We start from the raw sequence: 18,414 nt of genomic DNA, 5'->3' as shown, positions 1-18,414 counted from the left end.
TTCAGCTTCCAAAACCAGTTCAATAGCGTTTATGCGGGTTAGAAGGTTGTGAAAAAGCCTGGAATAGTGCTGGGGGTGCTAGGGTTTGCTTGGCTGGGTGGGAGTTGTCAGTCAGAAATGGCTTTGTTGTTGCGCTCCCAGATTGCCAGTACGCTGACTCAAGCGCCGCTGGCTTATCCCCCTTTTTTAGTTGATGAAGCGACTGCCGATTTTTATCGGCAGCGAGGGCTAGAGTACCGCGATCGCGACAATTTTGAACGGGCGATCGCGGCGCTGAAAACCTCAGTCGCCCTAGATCCTTACAACGCCAATGGCTATGTGGTGCTGGGCTGGACAGAACACTTAGCCGGACAAGAAACCGCCGCCGCCCAAACGCTCCAGCAGGCATTGCAACAAGAACCGGAAAACGTTCCCGCCCTCAATGCCCTGGGTATTGTCTACCTGGTTAGCGGCGACTTACAAGCTGCCGTTAGCACTCACAGCCGCGCCGCCGAACTCAAACCCGACAACGAAATTGCATATTACAATCTCAGCCTTGCCTATCAACGCCTACAAAACGCTGACGCCGCCATTGAAAATGCCCGCAAAGCAACTGAGTTAGAACCCTATAATCCTCATCCTTGGGTAGCTCTGGCGATCGCTCACTGGAGCAACCAAGCCCCCGACGCCGCTCAGCAAGCCTATCAACAAGCGATCGCGCTTGATGGCCGCTACCGCGATCGCAGTTTTCTTGATCACCTGATTCAAGCCGGGTTTAACCCCACACAAGTAGACTTAAGCGCTGAGGTTTTAGCGTATCGTTAGGGATCTACCAGAAGCAGTGTAGTCTATGTACCCGATGATGGCGGGGCAAACGCAGTGGTGTAGCTAAAGGCCACTATGCTGAGAGCAGGTTCAAACAATAGCGTCGCTACCGTTGTGTTCGCGCCCATACAGATGTTGCTAGAGTTTTAGCGTGTTCTATTTGCCGACAGTTGCCTACCAGCAGTTTTTGCAGTGTTTCGCTAAGCTGAGAAGTCGCTTTAGCCAGCCATCGGCTGCAGAAGTGGCCGAAGCAGGCGATCGCCAAATGGCCGTAACTCCTGCCGCTGGGCCGCCGCCAGACTTGGCTTTGCAACAAGAAATTTTGGCCAATCGCCCCTTTTCGCTCGCCGAAGCCATCGGTAGAGAAGGGGGAGACTTTCTTAAAGGGGAATGTTTGGTTCCCAGACCGCTACGGGCGATCGCTAGGCTCAACCTGTTTATTGACCAGCACCTGTGCGATCAGCCAGGAGCGCTCCACCGGGTGCTACAAACCTGGATTAAAACAGACGTTCACATCAGCCAGCACTTAGATACGCCGCTAGTGGCTCTGGAAAAAATTCTGGCCTCTATTCTCGACAATCCCTACGTTTTCAACGAATTTGCCCGCCAGGTTAACGTTCAGTGGGGCACGCTTTACGACGAAATACCGCGTTTTCAGCAACCCGGTCAACCCCCTCACCCCGAAACCGCCTATCCCCATCAGTTAATCAGGCAAAAGCTGATTGACTTGCAGACACGCTTACAGGCAGAATCGCCAACCTGACGCCCGCCAGCGGCTATAGCGGTAGCCACTAGCATTGCCGCCCTGCAACGGCTACAAGCCGCCGAGAGAAAAGCTTTCCTTCTACCCTCAGCCCTTCCCCTTCTGCCTTTAGCCACCCCCCCTCAAGACCAGGTGGTCGCGCCAGAGAGAGCCAAGGCTCTGCTCACGCGGATTTCCTGCTGTTGTTGTTCGCGCTGAACGATATACAAATTGGCGTAGAGGCTGGCGATCACCTGCCGTCCCGCTTTGGTCATTGCCAGGTAGGGTTCGCTATCACAAATATAGGGGTAAACGATATCCCAAAAAAATCGCGGATAGCTGGCTCGAAGTTCGTCAGCATGTTGATAGCCCAGTTGCCGATCCATACCGATTTCAGCAAACTCTTGAAAGAGTGCTGGTAGCTTTTGTAGATAGCGCCGATCGCTGAGCTGGCCGAGTAAATCAGCGGCGCGGCAAAGACCACCATAGCTCAAAGTTTCGGTGTAGCGATCGCCTGCAGGGACAGGAAAGCGCGTGAGTTCGATCATGGCGTTAACGGCGGCTGGCTCAATTAACCCAGCGTTACCCAGATGGGCAGAGACAAAAAGCTGACTGCGATCGACGTGGTACGGCGTCAGGCTGGCATCAGTACAGCCCGGTTGGAGGGGAACCGTGGTGCCAGCAGCATTGATAACATAGCGACGGGCGGCACTGCGATCGCCGGGACACACCCCTTGCACATAGCCAATATCATGGCAAAGCAGCGCCACCGTAAAGTTTAGCCAATCTTGCGCTGTCACATTGCGATCGCGTAGCTGTTTACCCTGTAAAATGGCTTGTCCTACCCAGGTAACCAACAGCGTATGCTCAACGGTGTGGTACGGGGCGTTACTTTCAGACAAAATACTCAAAACTTGTCGAGCAATACGACTAATCAAAGCGATCGCGGCTTGATTTTGGTTGCCATAGTTGCGCTGGTAATTAAGCTTTAAATGCAAAACCAAAGCATCAATATTGAGCTGTGTTGGATCAAACATATATGATTCCTTGTGATTAAAAGACACAGATTCATCTGCTTTAGTCAACCGAAGTCCATCAATAACCAGCGCGTGAATTCACGGTACGAAAAATTCTGGCAAAAGAGAACCATAAAAACTCATATTTTTTGTGAAGTGATTTTTTCAAATTTAATCGCCAAAAAGATGCGTCAATCAAACCTTTTTAAAGCACAGGTCTGACTGCAAACCAAAAGATTTTTAGCTTACTTTTTAGCGATTAAGTCAAATAAAATTAAGCATAAAACAGGAAAATTGATCAATTTTCTTCCAGAGAAAGAAGATCGCCTTAGCCGCTCAACCTCACTTTTTCAGCACTTTTGCTCACATAGGCAAGCAAAATTTACAACAGCCAATTGGCTCAGCGCTCATTATAAAAGCTCAGTAATTTGGCGTATGTGACGGCTAAGGCAGCTAGTGTATGGGCTAAATCATATCGGCCTGTGATCTAGATCAGGTTCTATGGAAGCAGGTTGATTAGTATAAATACGGAAGCCTTAGTGGCTTATTGTCTGTTCCCATCGAAATTTGAGTGACATAAATATTGCGTCTCAAAGCTGTCATCTGCCTGCTTTGAGGCTCAGGCTATCTTTTTAGGGGCATCGTTTTTTCAGGTAAAAAAAGTATGGGGTCAGTACAGTGCTGACCGTAAGTGCCGATGCAAAATTTTTCTGAGTCTCAGCCCATGGGGGCTGAAGTTGCTTTTAAGCTGATCGACCAGCGAATCTTTGAACACACAAACAAGCGCCTTAATGACTTGGAAAAACAGGTGTTTATCGGATCCTGGAATGGCAAAACCTATAGCGAAATTTATCCTGCCAATCCTGCCTACGTGGAAAAGTCAGTTGGCTACAAACTTTGGCACAAGCTTTCTGCTGTCTTAGGGGAACGGGTCACCAAAAAGCAGCTTAAAAGCGCCATCGTGCGATCGCTGGCGACGGCATCAACATCGCAAAAAGTTTTGATTTGCTATCAGAGCCAGCTCCATCAACATCCTCTACCGCAGCAGCTTTCTCAAGCCCTGATTCAACAGGGTCACCAGGTTTCAATTGCCAGCGAAATTAAGAGCATTAGCCTTGCCAGTGCGGATCTCTGGCAGCACCTAGCCACTTTCTTAGACACTGCCGAACTGTCTCATCGCTGGGATTATTTAGTATTGGTAGCATTGCCAGCGCCAGCAGACGCTTAGCCCCTAGCGCCGCTAGGCAAAGCCACTAAAAAGGGGCTACCGCCTATCACCAGTAACCCCTTTATGCTTTGTCGGGTGCGAGTTGTTAGCGTTCATCGGCGGCCAACGCCTCCGCCCGTCTAATCCTTCTTAGTAGCTGTCTTCGCCTGTAACCGTCAGCAGTGTTAGCTGATGATTTGCTTGGTTAAGTCGCTCTGCGATCGCCTGTCGCCAGTTGAGGCTAATGCTAGGGTCAGCTAAGATTTCCTGCGCCTGCTGACGGTACAAAGCACTTTTGACGGTATCGACGATGTCTAACTGTTTTAAATTTTCATAAACCGTCTGTGGAGAAAGAATGGCCATAGTGACCTCCTTTTGAGGTGGTTGCAGAATGGGCTTAGCTCTCTTTAGCCCCCACGACCTGGCTCTACAAGGCAGACAGCACAGGCAAGAAGAGAACTCAGGTGACCTAGCAGACAAAGTTGCCGTGGCTAGCCTGTCCATCAAGTTGATTTTTTGATTTTCGTCTAAGGCGATCGCCCTGCGGTTGGCCTACTCACAAAGCTTTAGGCTGCTGTATGTATTGTGCTAATTCTTCACATTTTTTAACAGCTATTGGGCTGACGCTAGCGCTTGATTTTGTTAGCAAATCATGACGCTTTTGCTCAGGCTAACAGCCGCGATCGCAGTCCAAATGGCTGGAGTTTTTGTTAGCTTTGACTCGCTTAATTTTGATTAACTGGCTGCGATCGCGAATAGCCCGATTGCCTTTAGAGAAATGGTATCAAAGCTTACATCTTCAAGCCTTCAGGTTTTGGATAGTTATTTTTGCAGTGTTCTCTGGTCACTTTTGAGTGGCGATCGCCGCGTTTGGAATAGATTTTTCAAATTAGTCAAGAAGACTGTAAAAAACGCTAGCTTTTGAAAGAAATGTTCAGGTTTTAGGAAAGCAGATCTGACAATTTCCTTAAGACATGTGCCAATTTCAAAAAAAGGTTAGACAATGCGATCCACTAGAAGTCGGCGACCCATTTTCTAGTTGACACGACTTATTTAACGTAGTTAGGCCAATGACTTTAATGAATAGCCATACTCCGCCTGTAAAGCAGGGACTCTACGATCCTCGGTTTGAGCATGACGCCTGTGGTGTTGGGTTCATCGTCCACATGAAGGGCAAGCCCTCTCATGCCATCGTGCAGCAGGCTCTGACCATTCTTCTCAACCTGGATCACCGAGGCGCAGTCGGAGCTGAGCCTAACACGGGCGACGGGGCTGGTATCTTGCTACAGGTGCCCCACAAGTTTCTAAAAAAAGTAGCGGCTCATGCCGACATTGATCTGCCTGAGGCTGGTCAATATGGCGTGGGGCTAATGTTTGCGGCACCTGAGCTAGCGGTTCGTCAGCAAGGTCGCCAGATTTTTGAGCAAATTGCCGCCAAAATGGGGCAGCCCGTTTTAGGCTGGCGCGATGTCCCGACCGACCATACATCGCTGGGTGAAACGGCCAAATCTTCTGAGCCTTTTATGCAGCAGGTTTTCGTCCAGCGATCGCCTGATATTACCGATGATCTAGCCTTTGAGCGCAAGCTGTATATCATTCGCAAGCTGGCTCACCAAAAAATTCACGCCGAGGTTGATTCTTTTTGGTATACGACCAGTTTGTCCTGCCGCACACTGGTCTACAAAGGCATGTTAATGCCAGAGCAAGTCGGCAAGTATTTTCTTGACCTCAGTGACCCTGATCTCGAAAGCGCTTTAGGCTTAGTCCATTCTCGCTTTAGCACCAACACCTTCCCCAGTTGGGAGCGGGCACACCCCTACCGCTACATCGCCCACAACGGCGAAATCAATACGCTACGCGGCAACATCAACTGGATGTATGCGCGGCAGTCCATGTTTGAGTCGGCGCTCTTTGGTGACGACCTGAAACAGGCTCAACCGCTGATCAACATTGATGGCAGCGACTCTGGCATTTTTGACAATACCCTAGAGCTAATGACGCTAGCAGGGCGATCGCTACCCCATGCCGTGATGATGATGATTCCTGAGCCGTGGTCGGCTCACGAGTCAATGAGTCCTGAGAAAAAAGCTTTTTACGAGTATCACGCCTGCTTAATGGAGCCGTGGGATGGCCCCGCCTCGATCGCCTTTACCGACGGCACCATGATGGGGGCTGTTCTCGATCGCAACGGCCTGCGACCTTCGCGCTACTACGTTACCAAAGACGATTTAGTCATTATGGCTTCTGAAGCGGGGGTACTGCCGATTGAGCCAGAACGCGTTGCCCGCAAAGGTCGCCTAGAGCCGGGGCGAATGTTTTTGGTCAACATGGAAGAGGGCAGAATTGTCGCTGATGAAGAAATCAAGCAGCAAATTGCCACCGCCAATCCCTACCGAGAATGGTTAGACCAGCATCTCGTCGATCTCAGCAATTTGCCTGCCCCCACGCCTATCCCCGTAGAGACAAATGGCCATTCACCTCTAGCCGCCAGCGCTGAGGCTGTTCAGACAAACGGCCATGCTCCCCAAGCCAGTTCGCCGCCACCCGCAGCTTCCTCTTCGCTGCGACAGCGCCAGATGGCCTTTGGCTATACCTTCGAAGAGCTACGGATGCTGCTAGCGCCAATGGCTCAAAACGGCGTGGAAGCAGTGGGTGCAATGGGTACCGATACGCCACTTTCGGTACTGTCAAATCGGCCTAAGCTGCTGTATGACTATTTTCATCAGCTCTTTGCCCAGGTGACCAATCCGCCGATTGACTCGATTCGCGAAGCAATTATTACCTCGGCTGAAACCACCATTGGCAGTGAGCGGAATTTACTGCAGCCAGAACCCGAAAGCTGCCACCTAATTAAGCTCAAAACCCCAATTATCAGCAACGCTGAACTGGCCAAACTCAAGCAAGTCAAGCAAAACGGCTTCCAGTCAATGACGCTGCCGATTGTGTTTGATCCCGCCTCAGGGGCGGCTGGCTTAGCCGCTACGCTAGAAAACCTGTTTGCAACGGTCGATCAGGCGATCGCGGCAGGTACAAACTTAGTGATTCTCTCGGATCGCCAGGTTGGCCCCCATCAAGCCGCCATCCCAGCGCTGCTAGCCGTTTCAGGGCTACATCACCATCTGATTCGAGAGGGCACCCGTACCCAAGTAGGTCTTATTTTAGAGTCTGGCGAACCGCGAGAAGTGCATCACTTTGCGGTGTTGCTGGGCTATGGCTGTGGTGCGATCAATCCTTATCTGGCGTTTGAAACGCTAGCAGCCATGATTGAAGACGGCTCGCTACCCGGTGTAGATTTTCAGACGGCCTGCAAAAACTACACCAAGGCGGTGACAAAAGGGGTGATCAAAATTGGCTCCAAAATTGGTATTTCTACCATTCAGAGCTATCGCGGTGCCCAGATTTTTGAAGCTTTGGGCTTGGATCAAAGCTTTGTCGATCAATATTTTGCCTGGACGGCTTCTCGGCTGGGCGGTGCCGATCTCGATGTCATCACTCAAGAAGCAATTTTGCGCCATCAGCACGCCTTTCCAGATCGACCGCTGCAAAACCCTGTCTTAGAAGTGGGTGGGGAATATCAGTGGCGCAAAGAAGGGGAAGCTCACCTGTTCGACCCGCAAACGATTCACCTGTTGCAAAAGGCCGTTCAGGAAGGCAGCTACGAGCTGTACAAAACCTATTCTGCCCGGATTAACGAACACGGCAAGCAGTTCTTCCGCCTGCGAGATTTGTTGGAGTTCAAAGCGCGTGAGTCGATTTCGCTCGAAGAAGTTGAGCCAATAGAAGCAATTATGGCTCGCTTCAAAACCGGGGCGATGAGCTATGGCTCGATTTCTAAAGAAGCGCATGAGTCACTGGCGATCGCCATGAATCGCATTGGCGGCAGATCTAACACGGGTGAAGGCGGCGAAGATCCAGAACGCTATACCTGGACAAACGAGCGCGGAGACTCAAAAAATAGCGCCATTAAGCAAGTTGCGTCTGGTCGCTTTGGCGTCACCAGTCTCTACCTGTCTCAAGCACGCGAAATTCAAATCAAAATGGCGCAAGGGGCAAAACCGGGTGAAGGTGGGCAGCTTCCTGGCCGCAAAGTTTATCCGTGGATTGCTAAAGTTCGCCACTCTACCCCTGGTGTAGGGCTGATTTCGCCCCCGCCTCACCACGATATCTATTCTATTGAAGACCTAGCTGAGCTAATCCATGACCTCAAAAATGCCAACCGCAAAGCTCGTATCAGCGTCAAGCTGGTTTCCGAAGTGGGCGTCGGCACCATTGCGGCAGGCGTTGCTAAAGCCCACGCTGATGTCGTGCTGATTTCTGGCTTTGATGGGGGTACGGGTGCTTCGCCGCAGACTTCTATCAAACATGCGGGCTTGCCCTGGGAACTAGGACTGGCCGAAACCCATCAAACCCTGGTCATGAACAATTTGCGTAGCCGCATTGCGGTGGAAACCGACGGGCAAATGAAGACTGGACGCGACGTGGTCATGGCAACGCTGCTAGGGGCGGAGGAATACGGCTTTTCCACAGCGCCATTGGTAACGCTGGGCTGCATTATGATGCGGGTTTGCCACAAAAATACTTGCCCAGTGGGGGTCGCCACCCAAGATCCAGAACTGCGCAAGCATTTTATGGGCGATCCAGACTATACCGTCAACTTTATGAAGTTTTTGGCGCAAGAAGTGCGCGAACTGATGGCGCAGCTAGGCTTCCGTACCATTAATGAAATGGTGGGTCGCACCGATGTGCTAGAGCCGAAAAAAGCGATCGCTCACTGGAAAGCGAAAGGGATTGATTTGTCTAAGATTCTCTATCAGCCGCAGGTAGACCCAACCGTCGGTCGCTACTGCCAGATTCCGCAAGATCATGGCCTAGACAAATCGCTAGATATGACGACGCTGCTGGATTTGTGCGAACCAGCGATCGCCCGTGGCGAAAAGGTCAAAGCCAAGCTGCCGATTCGCAACATTAACCGCGTTGTCGGCACCATCTTAGGCAACGAAATCACCAAACACCATTGGGAAGGGCTGCCAGAAGATACGGTACATCTGCACTTCCAGGGCAGTGCCGGACAAAGCTTTGGTGCCTTTGTGCCTAAAGGCGTTACCCTCGAGCTCGAAGGCGATGCCAACGACTATGTGGGCAAAGGACTCAGCGGCGGCAAAATTATTCTCTACCCGTCTAAAGCGTCCACGTTTGTGCCTGAAGAGAACATCATCGCCGGCAACGTAGCTTTTTACGGCGCTACAGGCGGAGAGGCTTATCTCTACGGCATGGCAGGTGAGCGGTTTTGTGTGCGTAACTCTGGGGTCAAAGCGGTAGTTGAAGCCATTGGCGATCATGGCTGTGAATACATGACGGGTGGCAAAGTCGTGGTGCTGGGGCGTACCGGACGCAACTTTGCAGCAGGCATGAGCGGCGGTATCGCCTATGTTCTCGACGAAGCAGGCGACTTTGCTAGTCGCTGCAATACCGAAATGGTCGATCTAGAACCGCTAGAAGAGCCAGAAGAAATTCGAGATCTGCGGGAAATGATCCAAAAACATGCCGACTACACGGGTAGCCAGCGAGCCACTCAAGTTTTAGCAGACTGGGAAGCGAAGGTACCGCAATTTGTCAAAGTAATGCCGCGCGACTACAAGCGGGTCTTGCAGCACATTGAAAAGGCGATCGCGGATGGACTCAGCGGTGACGATGCTCTCTCCGCCGCCTTCGAAGAAAACGCCCGCGACATCGCCCGCATCGGCGGCAGCTAATCGCTAGATCGCTTTGGCCATAGGGGTAGGGAAAGTTTTGCGCGAAATTTTATCGCCAGACCCCACCAAGAACTAAAACCTGCCCCAACGGTCGTAGCTTGCCCCTGCTCGGCGACGACAACCTATACGTCTACACAAACGGTTTATCAACATGGGAAAACCCACTGGCTTCATGGAATACCTGCGCGAGGTGGCTGACGAAGTCTCCCCCCTCGATCGCATTCGCAACTGGGACGAGTTTCACTTAGAAATGTCCCCAGAACGGCTGCAAACTCAAGGTGCTCGCTGCATGGACTGCGGCACGCCCTTTTGCCATACAGGGACGGTAATCAGCGGCATGGCCAGCGGCTGCCCTATTAACAACCTCATCCCTGAATGGAATGATCTCATCTACCGGGGCTTGTGGAAAGAAGCCCTCGATCGCCTGCACAAAACCAACAACTTTCCAGAATTTACCGGACGGGTTTGTCCGGCTCCTTGTGAAGGGTCTTGTGTCTTAGGCATTACCAGCCCCCCGGTGACGATCAAAAATATTGAATATTCGATCGCCGAAAAAGGCTGGCAGGAAGGCTGGATCACACCCAACCCACCGGAAAAACGCACAGGCAAAAAAGTTGCCGTTATTGGCTCTGGCCCTGCCGGACTGGCCGCCGCCGCTCAGCTCAATTCGGCTGGACACTGGGTCACCGTTTACGAACGCGCTGATCGCCCCGGTGGACTGCTGATGTACGGCATTCCCAACATGAAGCTAGACAAAAAAGCGGTGGTGCTACGCCGCTTAGAGGTGCTAGAAGCCGAAGGGGTCACCTTTGTCTGCAATACCGAAGTGGGTAAAGATTTAGCAGCCGAAACCTTGCTTAACGACTACGACGCCGTGGTTCTGTGTACGGGCGCTACTCGTCCCCGCGACCTCAATGTTGAAAGCCGCGACCTCCAGGGCATCCATTTCGCGATGGACTTTCTCACGGAAAATACTAAAAGTGTCCTGGCAGGCAGCCCCACCTCTGACTACATTTCAGCCGCTAGCAAAGATGTGGTCATCATTGGCGGCGGCGACACGGGCACAGACTGCGTCGGCACTTCAATTCGCCACGGCTGTAAGAGCGTTACTCAGCTCGAAATTATGCCCAAACCCCCTGAAAGCCGCGCCACTAGCAACCCCTGGCCAGAATGGCCCAAAGTTTATCGGATGGACTACGGCCAAGAAGAAGCCGCTGCCATGTTTGGCGACGACCCTCGTGTCTACACCACCACCACCACCCGGTTTGAAGGCGACGAACAGGGTCAGATCAAAGCCGTCCATACGGTAGAGATCGAATGGCAGCGTGATGAGAACGGTCGGTTTTCGCCTCAGCCAATTCCAGGGACTGAAAAGGTATTGCCCGCCCAGCTTGTGCTGCTAGCAATTGGCTTTTTGGGGCCAGAGCAGCCGTTGTTAGAAGCTTTGGGCTTAGAGCGCGATGTTCGCAGCAATGTCAAAGCCGAAGAAGGCCAATACACAACCAGCCTGCCCGGTGTGTTTGCGGCGGGCGATTGTCGTCGGGGGCAAAGCCTTGTCGTTTGGGCGTTTAACGAAGGTCGCGGCGCAGCACGCGAATGCGATCGCTACCTGATGGGTCATACAGAACTTCCCTAAGCCGACTGTTTTACATTCGCCTAAAGCCGCCTGGAATGTCTGTTCCAGGTGGTTTTTGTTAGCAGCGTGACTACGCTTGCAGCCCTTCGAGTGGCTCAACTTTAGGGGCAAACTGTCGGGCTATCCACAATGCGCTTCACCATTTTTTTAGCTCAACCTGGCTAGCTACGTACAGGGGATGTCTTGGCTGCCCTGTTTGATTCAACCCCAGGCAATAGAGCTTTTTTTCTGCCGTCGCCAGCAGGTCTAAAACCGCGCGATCGCGTCCCTGCCAACTTCCCCAATTTCCCCAAGCCAGCACCGTTTTTTCAGCTCGGGCGACGGCTGCTCGAATGTAGTCATCATTTTCAGAGCCAATAGGCGCGATCGCTTGTTTCAGCAGCCGAGGTTGGGCGGTGCGAAAAGCAAACAAGTTCACCACTTCTAAAGCACCATAGCCCCACCCCTGCGCTAGGCTGAGACAGCGGCGAATCGTCGGATCGTTGCACTGATGGTCGGCACGACTGGGATTGAGCATGATAAACGCCAACCGCGGCTGCTCAGGCAACCAGATGCGACCCAGCGAGTAGCGATAAAGACCGCTTTGATCGATAACGGCCTCCTGGTGCATGGCGTTATTCTTAACAATTGTTAACATTTAGTATCGACGATTATCTACCCGTGGCATTGAGGAAACTGTTTTGAAGCTTTTTTCTACCTTCAGTCCGGCGCTGCGATCTAATTTAGGCTTTTTGTTTGGCTCTGGTCTATGTTTTTGGGCGGGCTTAGCCGGGTTGCTACCTGTGCTGCCGCTTTATATTGAAACCCTGGGCGCAACCGGGCAGGAAATCGGCTTTGTGATGGCTTCGTTTGCTATTGGGCTGCTAGTGGCTAGACCCACTCTTTCACGCTTAGCCGATGAACAAGGGCGCAAGCTGGTATTGTTGGTAGGCTTATTTGCGATCGCAGGTGCCCCCTTCTGCTACCTGCTTGTGGATCGTCTAGCCCCTTTTACCTGGACTTTGGGCACCGTTCAGCTAGACGGACGTTTGGCGCTGATGGGCTTGTTTCGAGCGTTTCACGGCATTAGCATTGCTGCCTATGTTACGGCTTATAGTGCTTTGATTGTCGATATTGCGCCGCCCGCCCATCGGGGTGAGCTAATTGGCTATATGAGTTTGGTCAATCCGCTGGGTCTGGCTTTAGGCCCAGCCTTGGGCAGCTACCTGCTAGACTGGGTCGGGTTTACCGTCGCGTTTGCGGTGATGGGTAGCTTGGGCGTTTTGGGGTTACTGCTGTCTGGCTTTATCCGCGAAACCTATGAACCTGATCTAGCAGCGCTCAAAAAACAGCCGCCTCAACTGTTCTGGCAGTTGTTGCTGACGCCACGTATTCGCATTCCGGCGATTATCTTGTTTTTGGTGGGGCTGGCTTTTGGCACAATTAGCACGTTTACACCGCTCTATGTGCGCGAAGTCGGCTTAGAACTGAGCTTTGTTGGCTTTATTTATACGGCGTCGGCGATCGCCAGTTTTGGTATTCGGCTGCTTTCTGGTCGAGCTTCAGACCGCTATGGGCGAGGTCGCTTTATTAGCTTGAGCTTACTGCTCTACAGCCTAGCCATGATCATCTTGTGGTCGGCCAGTAGCGCCCCTATTTTTCTTTTGGGGGGGCTGGTTCAAGGCACCGCCGCTGGCATGTTAATTCCTATGATTGCAGCCCTGATGGCCGATCGCTCAGCCGCTACTGAACGAGGCCGCATTTTTGGGCTGTGTATGGTGGGCTTTGATTTGGGCATTGCCTTGGCTGGGCCAGTTCTCGGTACCCTGGCCGATACTATCGGCTATCGCGGGGTGTTTGGCCTCTCGGCGTTGATGACCGCTTTGGGCTTTGTGATTTTTGTGACGTCTTCTAGCAAAGACATGCGCCACTCGCTGCGGTTTGCCCTCAGTCAAGGTCGCGATGTTTACGCTGTTGATCCGCGATTCGATTAAAACGGGCGAGGAGGGATTCGAACCCCCGACACCGTGGTCCGTAGCCACGTGCTCTAGTCCACTGAGCTACACGCCCTTGTCAGGCTTTTAATCCTAACATACTAAAAACCACAAAACAATTGCGTTTATGGAAAAAATCTCTGATTCTGCGCTATCCCCCGGCCTGAGCCATTTAGACGCTCAAGGGCAAGCCCACATGGTTGATGTTTCTGCGAAAGCAGCGACGGTGCGACGGGCGATCGCGGTCGCCAGTTTACGCATGCAAACGGCTACTTTAGCAGCGATCGAGTCGGGCAATGCCCCTAAAGGCGATGTCATCGGCACCGCCCGTTTAGCAGGAATTATGGCCGCTAAGCAAACGGCGAACCTGATTCCCCTGTGCCATCCCCTGCCGATTCAAAAAGTAGAGGTGCAGATCACCCCCGATCCGGCTCTACCGGGCTACCAGATTCAAGCCGAAGTTAAAACCAAGGCCGAAACCGGAGTAGAAATGGAGGCGCTAACAGCAGTTTCGATAGCGGCGCTAACCCTCTACGACATGGCTAAAGCACTGGAAAAGTCTATGCAGATTGAAAATATTCGGCTGCTGCGTAAAACGGGCGGGAAATCGGCTGACTATCAAGCTGTTAGCTAATGCAACATCTGTTTTCCAACCTTCCGCTAGAGTGGCAGAATAAATCAGATACTCAAAGACTGAGACAATCATGACCATTCATCCCCATCTTCAGCGATCGCTATCAGAAGGCCGTGCCCTCAAAATCATTAGCGGTTTGACCAATTTTGACCAGGTACAAGTAGCACGAGTAGTTCAAGCCGCCGATCAAGGTGGAGCTACCTTTGTCGATATTGCCGCTGATGCGGAGTTGGTTCGCCTTGCCCGTCAGCTGACAGCGCTGCCGATCTGCGTGTCTGCTGTTGAACCCGAAAAGTTTTTAGCGCCAGTAGCCGCGGGTGCTGACCTCGTCGAGATTGGTAATTTTGATGCTTTCTATGCCGAAGGTCGCCGCTTTGAGGCTGCTGAAGTTTTAGCGTTGACTCGCCAAACGCGAGACTTGCTACCCGCCATGCCGCTGTCGGTGACCGTGCCTCATGTTTTGCCGCTCGATGAGCAGGTTGCTTTAGCTGAGCAACTGGTCGAAGCTGGCGCAGACATCATTCAAACCGAAGGCGGCACCAGCAGCCAGCCAACCCATGCCGGAACGCTGGGTCTAATAGAAAAAGCAGCCCCCACTTTAGCCGCCGCTCACGCCATTTCTCAAGCGGTAGCGGTGCCTGTGCTGTGCGCCTCTGGTCTGTCAGATGTGACAGCGCCTATGGCGATCGCTGCGGGAGCCTCCGGTATTGGCGTTGGTTCAGCCGTTAACAAGCTGGATAATGTCGTGGCAATGGTGGCCGTTGTCCGCAGTTTGGTAGAAGTGATCGCCAGCGTCCGTCGCGCTCAGGTGCGGGTGTAAAAAGCGTTTGCTCGCTGGCCTAAGCTTTTTGTTAGAGGTTTGGTCGGCCAAACCTCTAGCGGGCGGCTAGGCAGATTTAGTTTTGGCTTCTAAAGCTTCTAAGCGGCTTTTGAGCGCTTGGTTGTCTTTTTTCAGCTCATCGACTTCTTGCTGCAAGGTCTGAACGGCTTGGTTAGCGTCGATCGCTTTTCGCACCTTTGCGATCGCTTCTTCGGCTCGTCGTCGCACTCGGCCATCAGGCGTTTGTTCTGCCAACATTTGCAAAACCCCGACTGCGTTCGCCGTTTCCATTTGCCCTAAAGCCCCCACTACAGCCACCTGCGTCAAAAAGAAATCTTCCCGCGCTAGGGCTTCTAGCCGCTCTAAGATTTTGTCGAGATTGGGTTTGCTCTGCCCGATTGAGAGACTGCCCAAAGCCCGAATCGCACCGAGCCGCAGCGCTTGAGGCACCCCGGCTTCGGTGTACTTCAGCACAATTTCAAGCGCATCTTCAGAAGTTTTGAGCTGGCTAAGACCTGCGATCGCCCCTGATCTCACAACTTCGTTCCAGCCTGTACGTTCTTTTAAAACCGTTTCGAGCAGCTTGACGACTTTCTTCTCTTTGGGTTTGCCGCTGAGGCTAGATGCGCCAACGCTGCCCAGCGCTTTCGCCGCCGCCGCTTCGACATAGTAGCTGGCATCGCCTGCCTCAACTAAAGCTTTAAGCGTTTTATAGCTGTCTTGGGTTTTGATGCCACCCAGGGTTTCTACCGCCGCCCGCCGCACTTTAGGGTGAGGATCTTCAAGCCCCCTTTGCAAACCCGCAAAGGCTTGGTCTAAATTGATTTTGGCCAGATTTTCAGCAATTTCTGCCCGCACTCCCCAAAAGGCTTCGGCCTGCATTGCCGCTGTTAGGGCATTGACGGCTTCTAAACCGCCTTTTTTGGCGATCGCCTCAGCCGCCATTATCCGCGAGAGGGGGTCAGGGTCAAACTGTAGCTGGGCTTTGAGTTCCGCGATTGGATAATCCAGCGTCACTGTTTTGAGACAATGGTTACCAGCATCAAAGCTAACAAACTGGGGTTTGGCTTCCAGCGGGAAATAAAACGTTTGCGTCCGTTCGTGCAGACGAACCTTAAAGGTTTTTAGCTCTACTTTACCGTCTTGCACATAGCCAAAGGCGATCGGCAGCTTTAAGTCAAACAAGCCGCTGCTGCTGCTGGTATCGCCTTCTTTAGCCTGGGTTTGGGTAACGCCAATTTTTGCCAGATGGCTGTCACCGTCCCAACTGTAATTCACGGTGTAGTCAGGATGGCCGCCGCGAAAGACATACTGATCAAAGATAAAGCGTAGATTGCGACCTGTGGCCTTTTCGATCGCTCGAATCAAATCGATGGTTTCTACCGTGCGGTGGGCATTGTCTTGCACAAAGGTATGAATCGCTTTTTGAAACAGGGCATCCCCTAGCTCGGTGCGCAGCATGTGGTAGACGCAAGCGCCTTTTTCATAGATATGGCGATCGTACAGTTCAATTGCTTCTCGGTAGATATGGGTCACCATTGGGCGACGGTAGCGGGTTTTGTCTTCGCTGAGGTAATTGCGCATTTCGCCCAAGCGATAATAGGCCGCTTCTTCAGCACCGTACTGGTGATCCGTCCACAGCACCTCGGAGTAAGTGGCCATGCCCTCTTTCACCCAGGCGTGTGACCAATGGTTAATCACCAGCAGGTCACCAAACCATTGGTGAGCTAGCTCGTGTGCCACCAGGCTTTCGGCGTTGCGATTGTCCAAAGCCGCCCGCTCGTCTAGCAAGCAGCGATCGGTGAGCAGCGTGGTGGAGGTGTTTTCCATGCCGCCAAAGATAAAGTCAGCGACGCAAACCTGAGCATACTTAGGATAGGCGTAGTCATAGCCAAAGACTTGACTAAAAAACTCAATCATCTGGGGCGTTTTGCCCATCGTCCGCTGGCCATCGTCTTTGCGACCTTTCTCGACGTAGTAAGTCACCGGAACGTCGCGCCACTGGTCTTGAATCACGTCAAAATCACCCACCGCTAGCGTCATCAAATAGGTGGGATGCACTTGCTTTTGCAGCCAGTGATAGATTTTGCTGTCACCGTCTTCTTCGGTGGCAATCAGTTCACCATTGGAAACGGCAATGTAAGGCTGGGGTACCCGTACCCGCATTTCTGAGGTGGAAAGTTGACCAGGGTAGTCAAAACAGGGAAACCAAAAGCGAGAATCTTCATCTTCACCCTGCGTCCAAACCTGGACAGGTTTGTCGGGGTAGTCGGCAGTGGGGCCAATAAAATAAAGGCCACGCTGAGGCTGTTGGCAGCGATAGGCGATCGCTAAGGTGATCGCTTTGCCCATTTTAGGCGAGTCTTTGAGGGTGATGCGTAGCTGCTCGCCGTCGTAGTCAAAAGGCTGTTTCGTGCTGCCTACCTTGACCGCATCGATTTGCAGATTGACGGCATCCAAAGTCAGGTGCTTAACATCATCACGCACTGGGTTTAGCCGAATCTTGCAGGTACCCGCATAAGCCTGATTGGGAATATCTATCACTAGATCCAAGAAAATATGTTCCACCTGCCCAGGCTTATCAGGACTGTAGTGCGGTCTAGCACCGGGCAGCTCAAATGACTTGTATTGAGGCTTTTCTGTATCTAGGTAGAAGTTTTCCATCGACAAACCTGATTCTTGAATTAAGGCCAAAAACGCTGATAGCACCTTAATAACCAGGGTAGCGTCTCTGTATTGAATGAAGGTCTGGAATAATAGGCTTACTGCGTTTAATATCTCCAAATTTAGACATGACAGCCGTTGCTCCGCACCTTACCGCTCGTTTAATTAACGGGCTACTGGCAATTCAGCCCCTTGCTAGCTTTGCCAAAGCCAAAGCCCGCAAAATGATGATCGACCGAGCCGAATCCATCGGGGTGTTTTGGCGAGATGAGGTCAAAGCGCTACGCCGCCGCGCTGACGTTGCTTCTCTGGCAGAAAATCCCCCAGCCGAGCTGGCTACCGCCTGGGAAACTGACCTGGCTGCCATGCAAAACCCTGACCTGGTCTATCCCGATTACTACGTCACCAGCTTTCATGCCTACGCAGAAGGCAACCTCGGCTGGACTCCGGCAATGGAGGTGGAAGTGGCTGCTCGTGCCGTGCACGCCCGCATCTGGCCAGAAGGCGGTGCCCAGGGCGACGCCTGGTTGCGCCAAAGCTACCACACTGTTCTTACCCAGCATTTGCCAGCCGTTCCTCAAGACGTTGTTGACCTTGGCTGCGGTGTCGGCATGAGCACCTTTGCCCTGCAAGCCACCTTTCCCCAGGCTCAGCTTACCGGAATCGATCTATCTCCTTATTTTTTGGCGGTTGCCCAATACCGCGATCGCCAACGGCTGGAACAAACAGGACGCGGAGAGCCGGAGACAGGCAGTGGGGCAAAGACTGCCCCTCTCCCCCCCACCCTGCCCCACCCCATCACCTGGCTCCATGCCCCTGCTGAATCGACCAGCCTCCCTAGCGCCTCCTTTGACTTAGTTTCTACGTGTTTGATGTTTCACGAACTGCCCCAAAGCGCCGCGATCGCCATTATTCAAGAAGCTCGACGATTGCTGCGCCCCGGTGGACATCTGGCGATTATGGATATGAACCCTCACTCTGAGGTGTTTGCTAAAATGCCGCCTTTCGTGCTGACGCTGCTGAAAAGCACTGAGCCTTATTTAGATCAATATTTTGGGCTAGAAATTTCTCAAGCGATGCAAGCGGCGGGCTTTCAACCGCCAATGCAGGTACAAAATAGCCCGCGTCACCGCACCTTGATGGCTCAAGTTGCTTAGAGATAGCC

The 18,414-nt window shown here is 52.4% G+C and carries 13 protein-coding genes and 1 tRNA gene; 9 read left to right on the top strand and 5 right to left on the bottom strand.

From position 1 onward, the window contains the following. Positions 1-48: 48 nt before the first annotated feature. Both ACTS3T_RS10675 and ACTS3T_RS10670 read left to right on the top strand, forming a co-directional pair. Entirely contained in the window at positions 49-804 is a 756-nt protein-coding gene (locus ACTS3T_RS10675) for a tetratricopeptide repeat protein (protein WP_377967063.1), read from the top strand. A gap of 151 nt (positions 805-955) precedes the next feature. Continuing rightward, the gene (locus ACTS3T_RS10670; RefSeq protein ID WP_377967061.1) at positions 956-1,567 is read left to right on the top strand and encodes a hypothetical protein; all 612 of its coding nucleotides are present in this window, start codon (positions 956-958) and stop codon (positions 1,565-1,567) included. A 122-nt stretch (positions 1,568-1,689) separates the two neighbouring features. On the opposite strand, the gene ACTS3T_RS10665 is transcribed toward ACTS3T_RS10670, so the two are convergent. Continuing rightward, the gene (locus tag ACTS3T_RS10665; protein WP_377967059.1) at positions 1,690-2,583 is read right to left on the bottom strand and encodes a metal-dependent phosphohydrolase; all 894 of its coding nucleotides are present in this window, start codon (positions 2,581-2,583) and stop codon (positions 1,690-1,692) included. Positions 2,584-3,259: 676 nt separating this feature from the next. Here ACTS3T_RS10665 and ACTS3T_RS10660 point away from each other — a divergent pair. Then, positions 3,260-3,790, top strand: a complete 531-nt coding sequence (locus ACTS3T_RS10660; RefSeq protein ID WP_377967057.1) for a hypothetical protein — start codon at positions 3,260-3,262, stop codon at positions 3,788-3,790. Positions 3,791-3,919: 129 nt separating this feature from the next. Here the strand turns inward: ACTS3T_RS10660 and ACTS3T_RS10655 are convergent, their stop codons facing one another. After that, a complete protein-coding gene (locus ACTS3T_RS10655) occupies positions 3,920-4,132 on the bottom strand; it encodes a hypothetical protein (protein WP_377967055.1) in 213 nt (70 codons plus the stop codon). 716 nt (positions 4,133-4,848) lie between these two features. Here ACTS3T_RS10655 and gltB point away from each other — a divergent pair. Next, positions 4,849-9,522, top strand: coding sequence for a glutamate synthase large subunit (gltB, locus tag ACTS3T_RS10650; protein WP_377967053.1), 4,674 nt, complete (start codon positions 4,849-4,851; stop codon positions 9,520-9,522). A 151-nt stretch (positions 9,523-9,673) separates the two neighbouring features. Beyond that, entirely contained in the window at positions 9,674-11,158 is a 1,485-nt protein-coding gene (locus tag ACTS3T_RS10645) for a glutamate synthase subunit beta (protein WP_377967051.1), read from the top strand. Between the two features lie 136 nt (positions 11,159-11,294). Here ACTS3T_RS10645 and ACTS3T_RS10640 read toward each other — a convergent pair whose 3' ends face one another. Next, the gene (locus ACTS3T_RS10640) at positions 11,295-11,768 is read right to left on the bottom strand and encodes a DUF1643 domain-containing protein (RefSeq protein WP_462934936.1); all 474 of its coding nucleotides are present in this window, start codon (positions 11,766-11,768) and stop codon (positions 11,295-11,297) included. Between the two features lie 70 nt (positions 11,769-11,838). On the opposite strand from ACTS3T_RS10640, the gene ACTS3T_RS10635 reads away from it, so the two are divergent. Further along, positions 11,839-13,131 carry an MFS transporter gene (locus ACTS3T_RS10635; protein WP_377967047.1) on the top strand — a complete coding sequence of 431 codons (1,293 nt, stop codon included), beginning with the start codon at positions 11,839-11,841 and terminating at the stop codon, positions 13,129-13,131. A gap of 2 nt (positions 13,132-13,133) precedes the next feature. Here ACTS3T_RS10635 and ACTS3T_RS10630 read toward each other — a convergent pair. Continuing rightward, a tRNA-Arg gene (locus ACTS3T_RS10630) sits at positions 13,134-13,207 on the bottom strand. 51 nt (positions 13,208-13,258) lie between these two features. Between ACTS3T_RS10630 and moaC the strand changes: the two genes are divergently transcribed. Next, a complete protein-coding gene (gene moaC / locus ACTS3T_RS10625; protein ID WP_377967045.1) occupies positions 13,259-13,765 on the top strand; it encodes a cyclic pyranopterin monophosphate synthase MoaC in 507 nt (168 codons plus the stop codon). Between the two features lie 70 nt (positions 13,766-13,835). After that, a complete protein-coding gene (locus tag ACTS3T_RS10620; protein ID WP_377967043.1) occupies positions 13,836-14,585 on the top strand; it encodes a DUF561 domain-containing protein in 750 nt (249 codons plus the stop codon). A 66-nt stretch (positions 14,586-14,651) separates the two neighbouring features. Here ACTS3T_RS10620 and ACTS3T_RS10615 read toward each other — a convergent pair whose 3' ends face one another. Further along, positions 14,652-17,249 (bottom strand): M1 family aminopeptidase, encoded by a 2,598-nt coding sequence (locus ACTS3T_RS10615; protein ID WP_377967192.1) that lies wholly within the window; start codon positions 17,247-17,249, stop codon positions 14,652-14,654. A gap of 128 nt (positions 17,250-17,377) precedes the next feature. Between ACTS3T_RS10615 and ACTS3T_RS10610 the strand changes: the two genes are divergently transcribed. Then, the gene (locus tag ACTS3T_RS10610) at positions 17,378-18,406 is read left to right on the top strand and encodes a class I SAM-dependent methyltransferase (RefSeq protein WP_377967041.1); all 1,029 of its coding nucleotides are present in this window, start codon (positions 17,378-17,380) and stop codon (positions 18,404-18,406) included. The last annotated feature ends 8 nt before the right edge of the window (positions 18,407-18,414 follow it).

The sequence above is a fragment of the Almyronema sp. genome (assembly GCF_052168255.1).
Classification (GTDB): domain Bacteria; phylum Cyanobacteriota; class Cyanobacteriia; order Phormidesmidales; family Phormidesmidaceae; genus Sphaerothrix; species Sphaerothrix epifaneia.
This window is presented reverse-complemented; position numbering and strand designations above follow the sequence as displayed.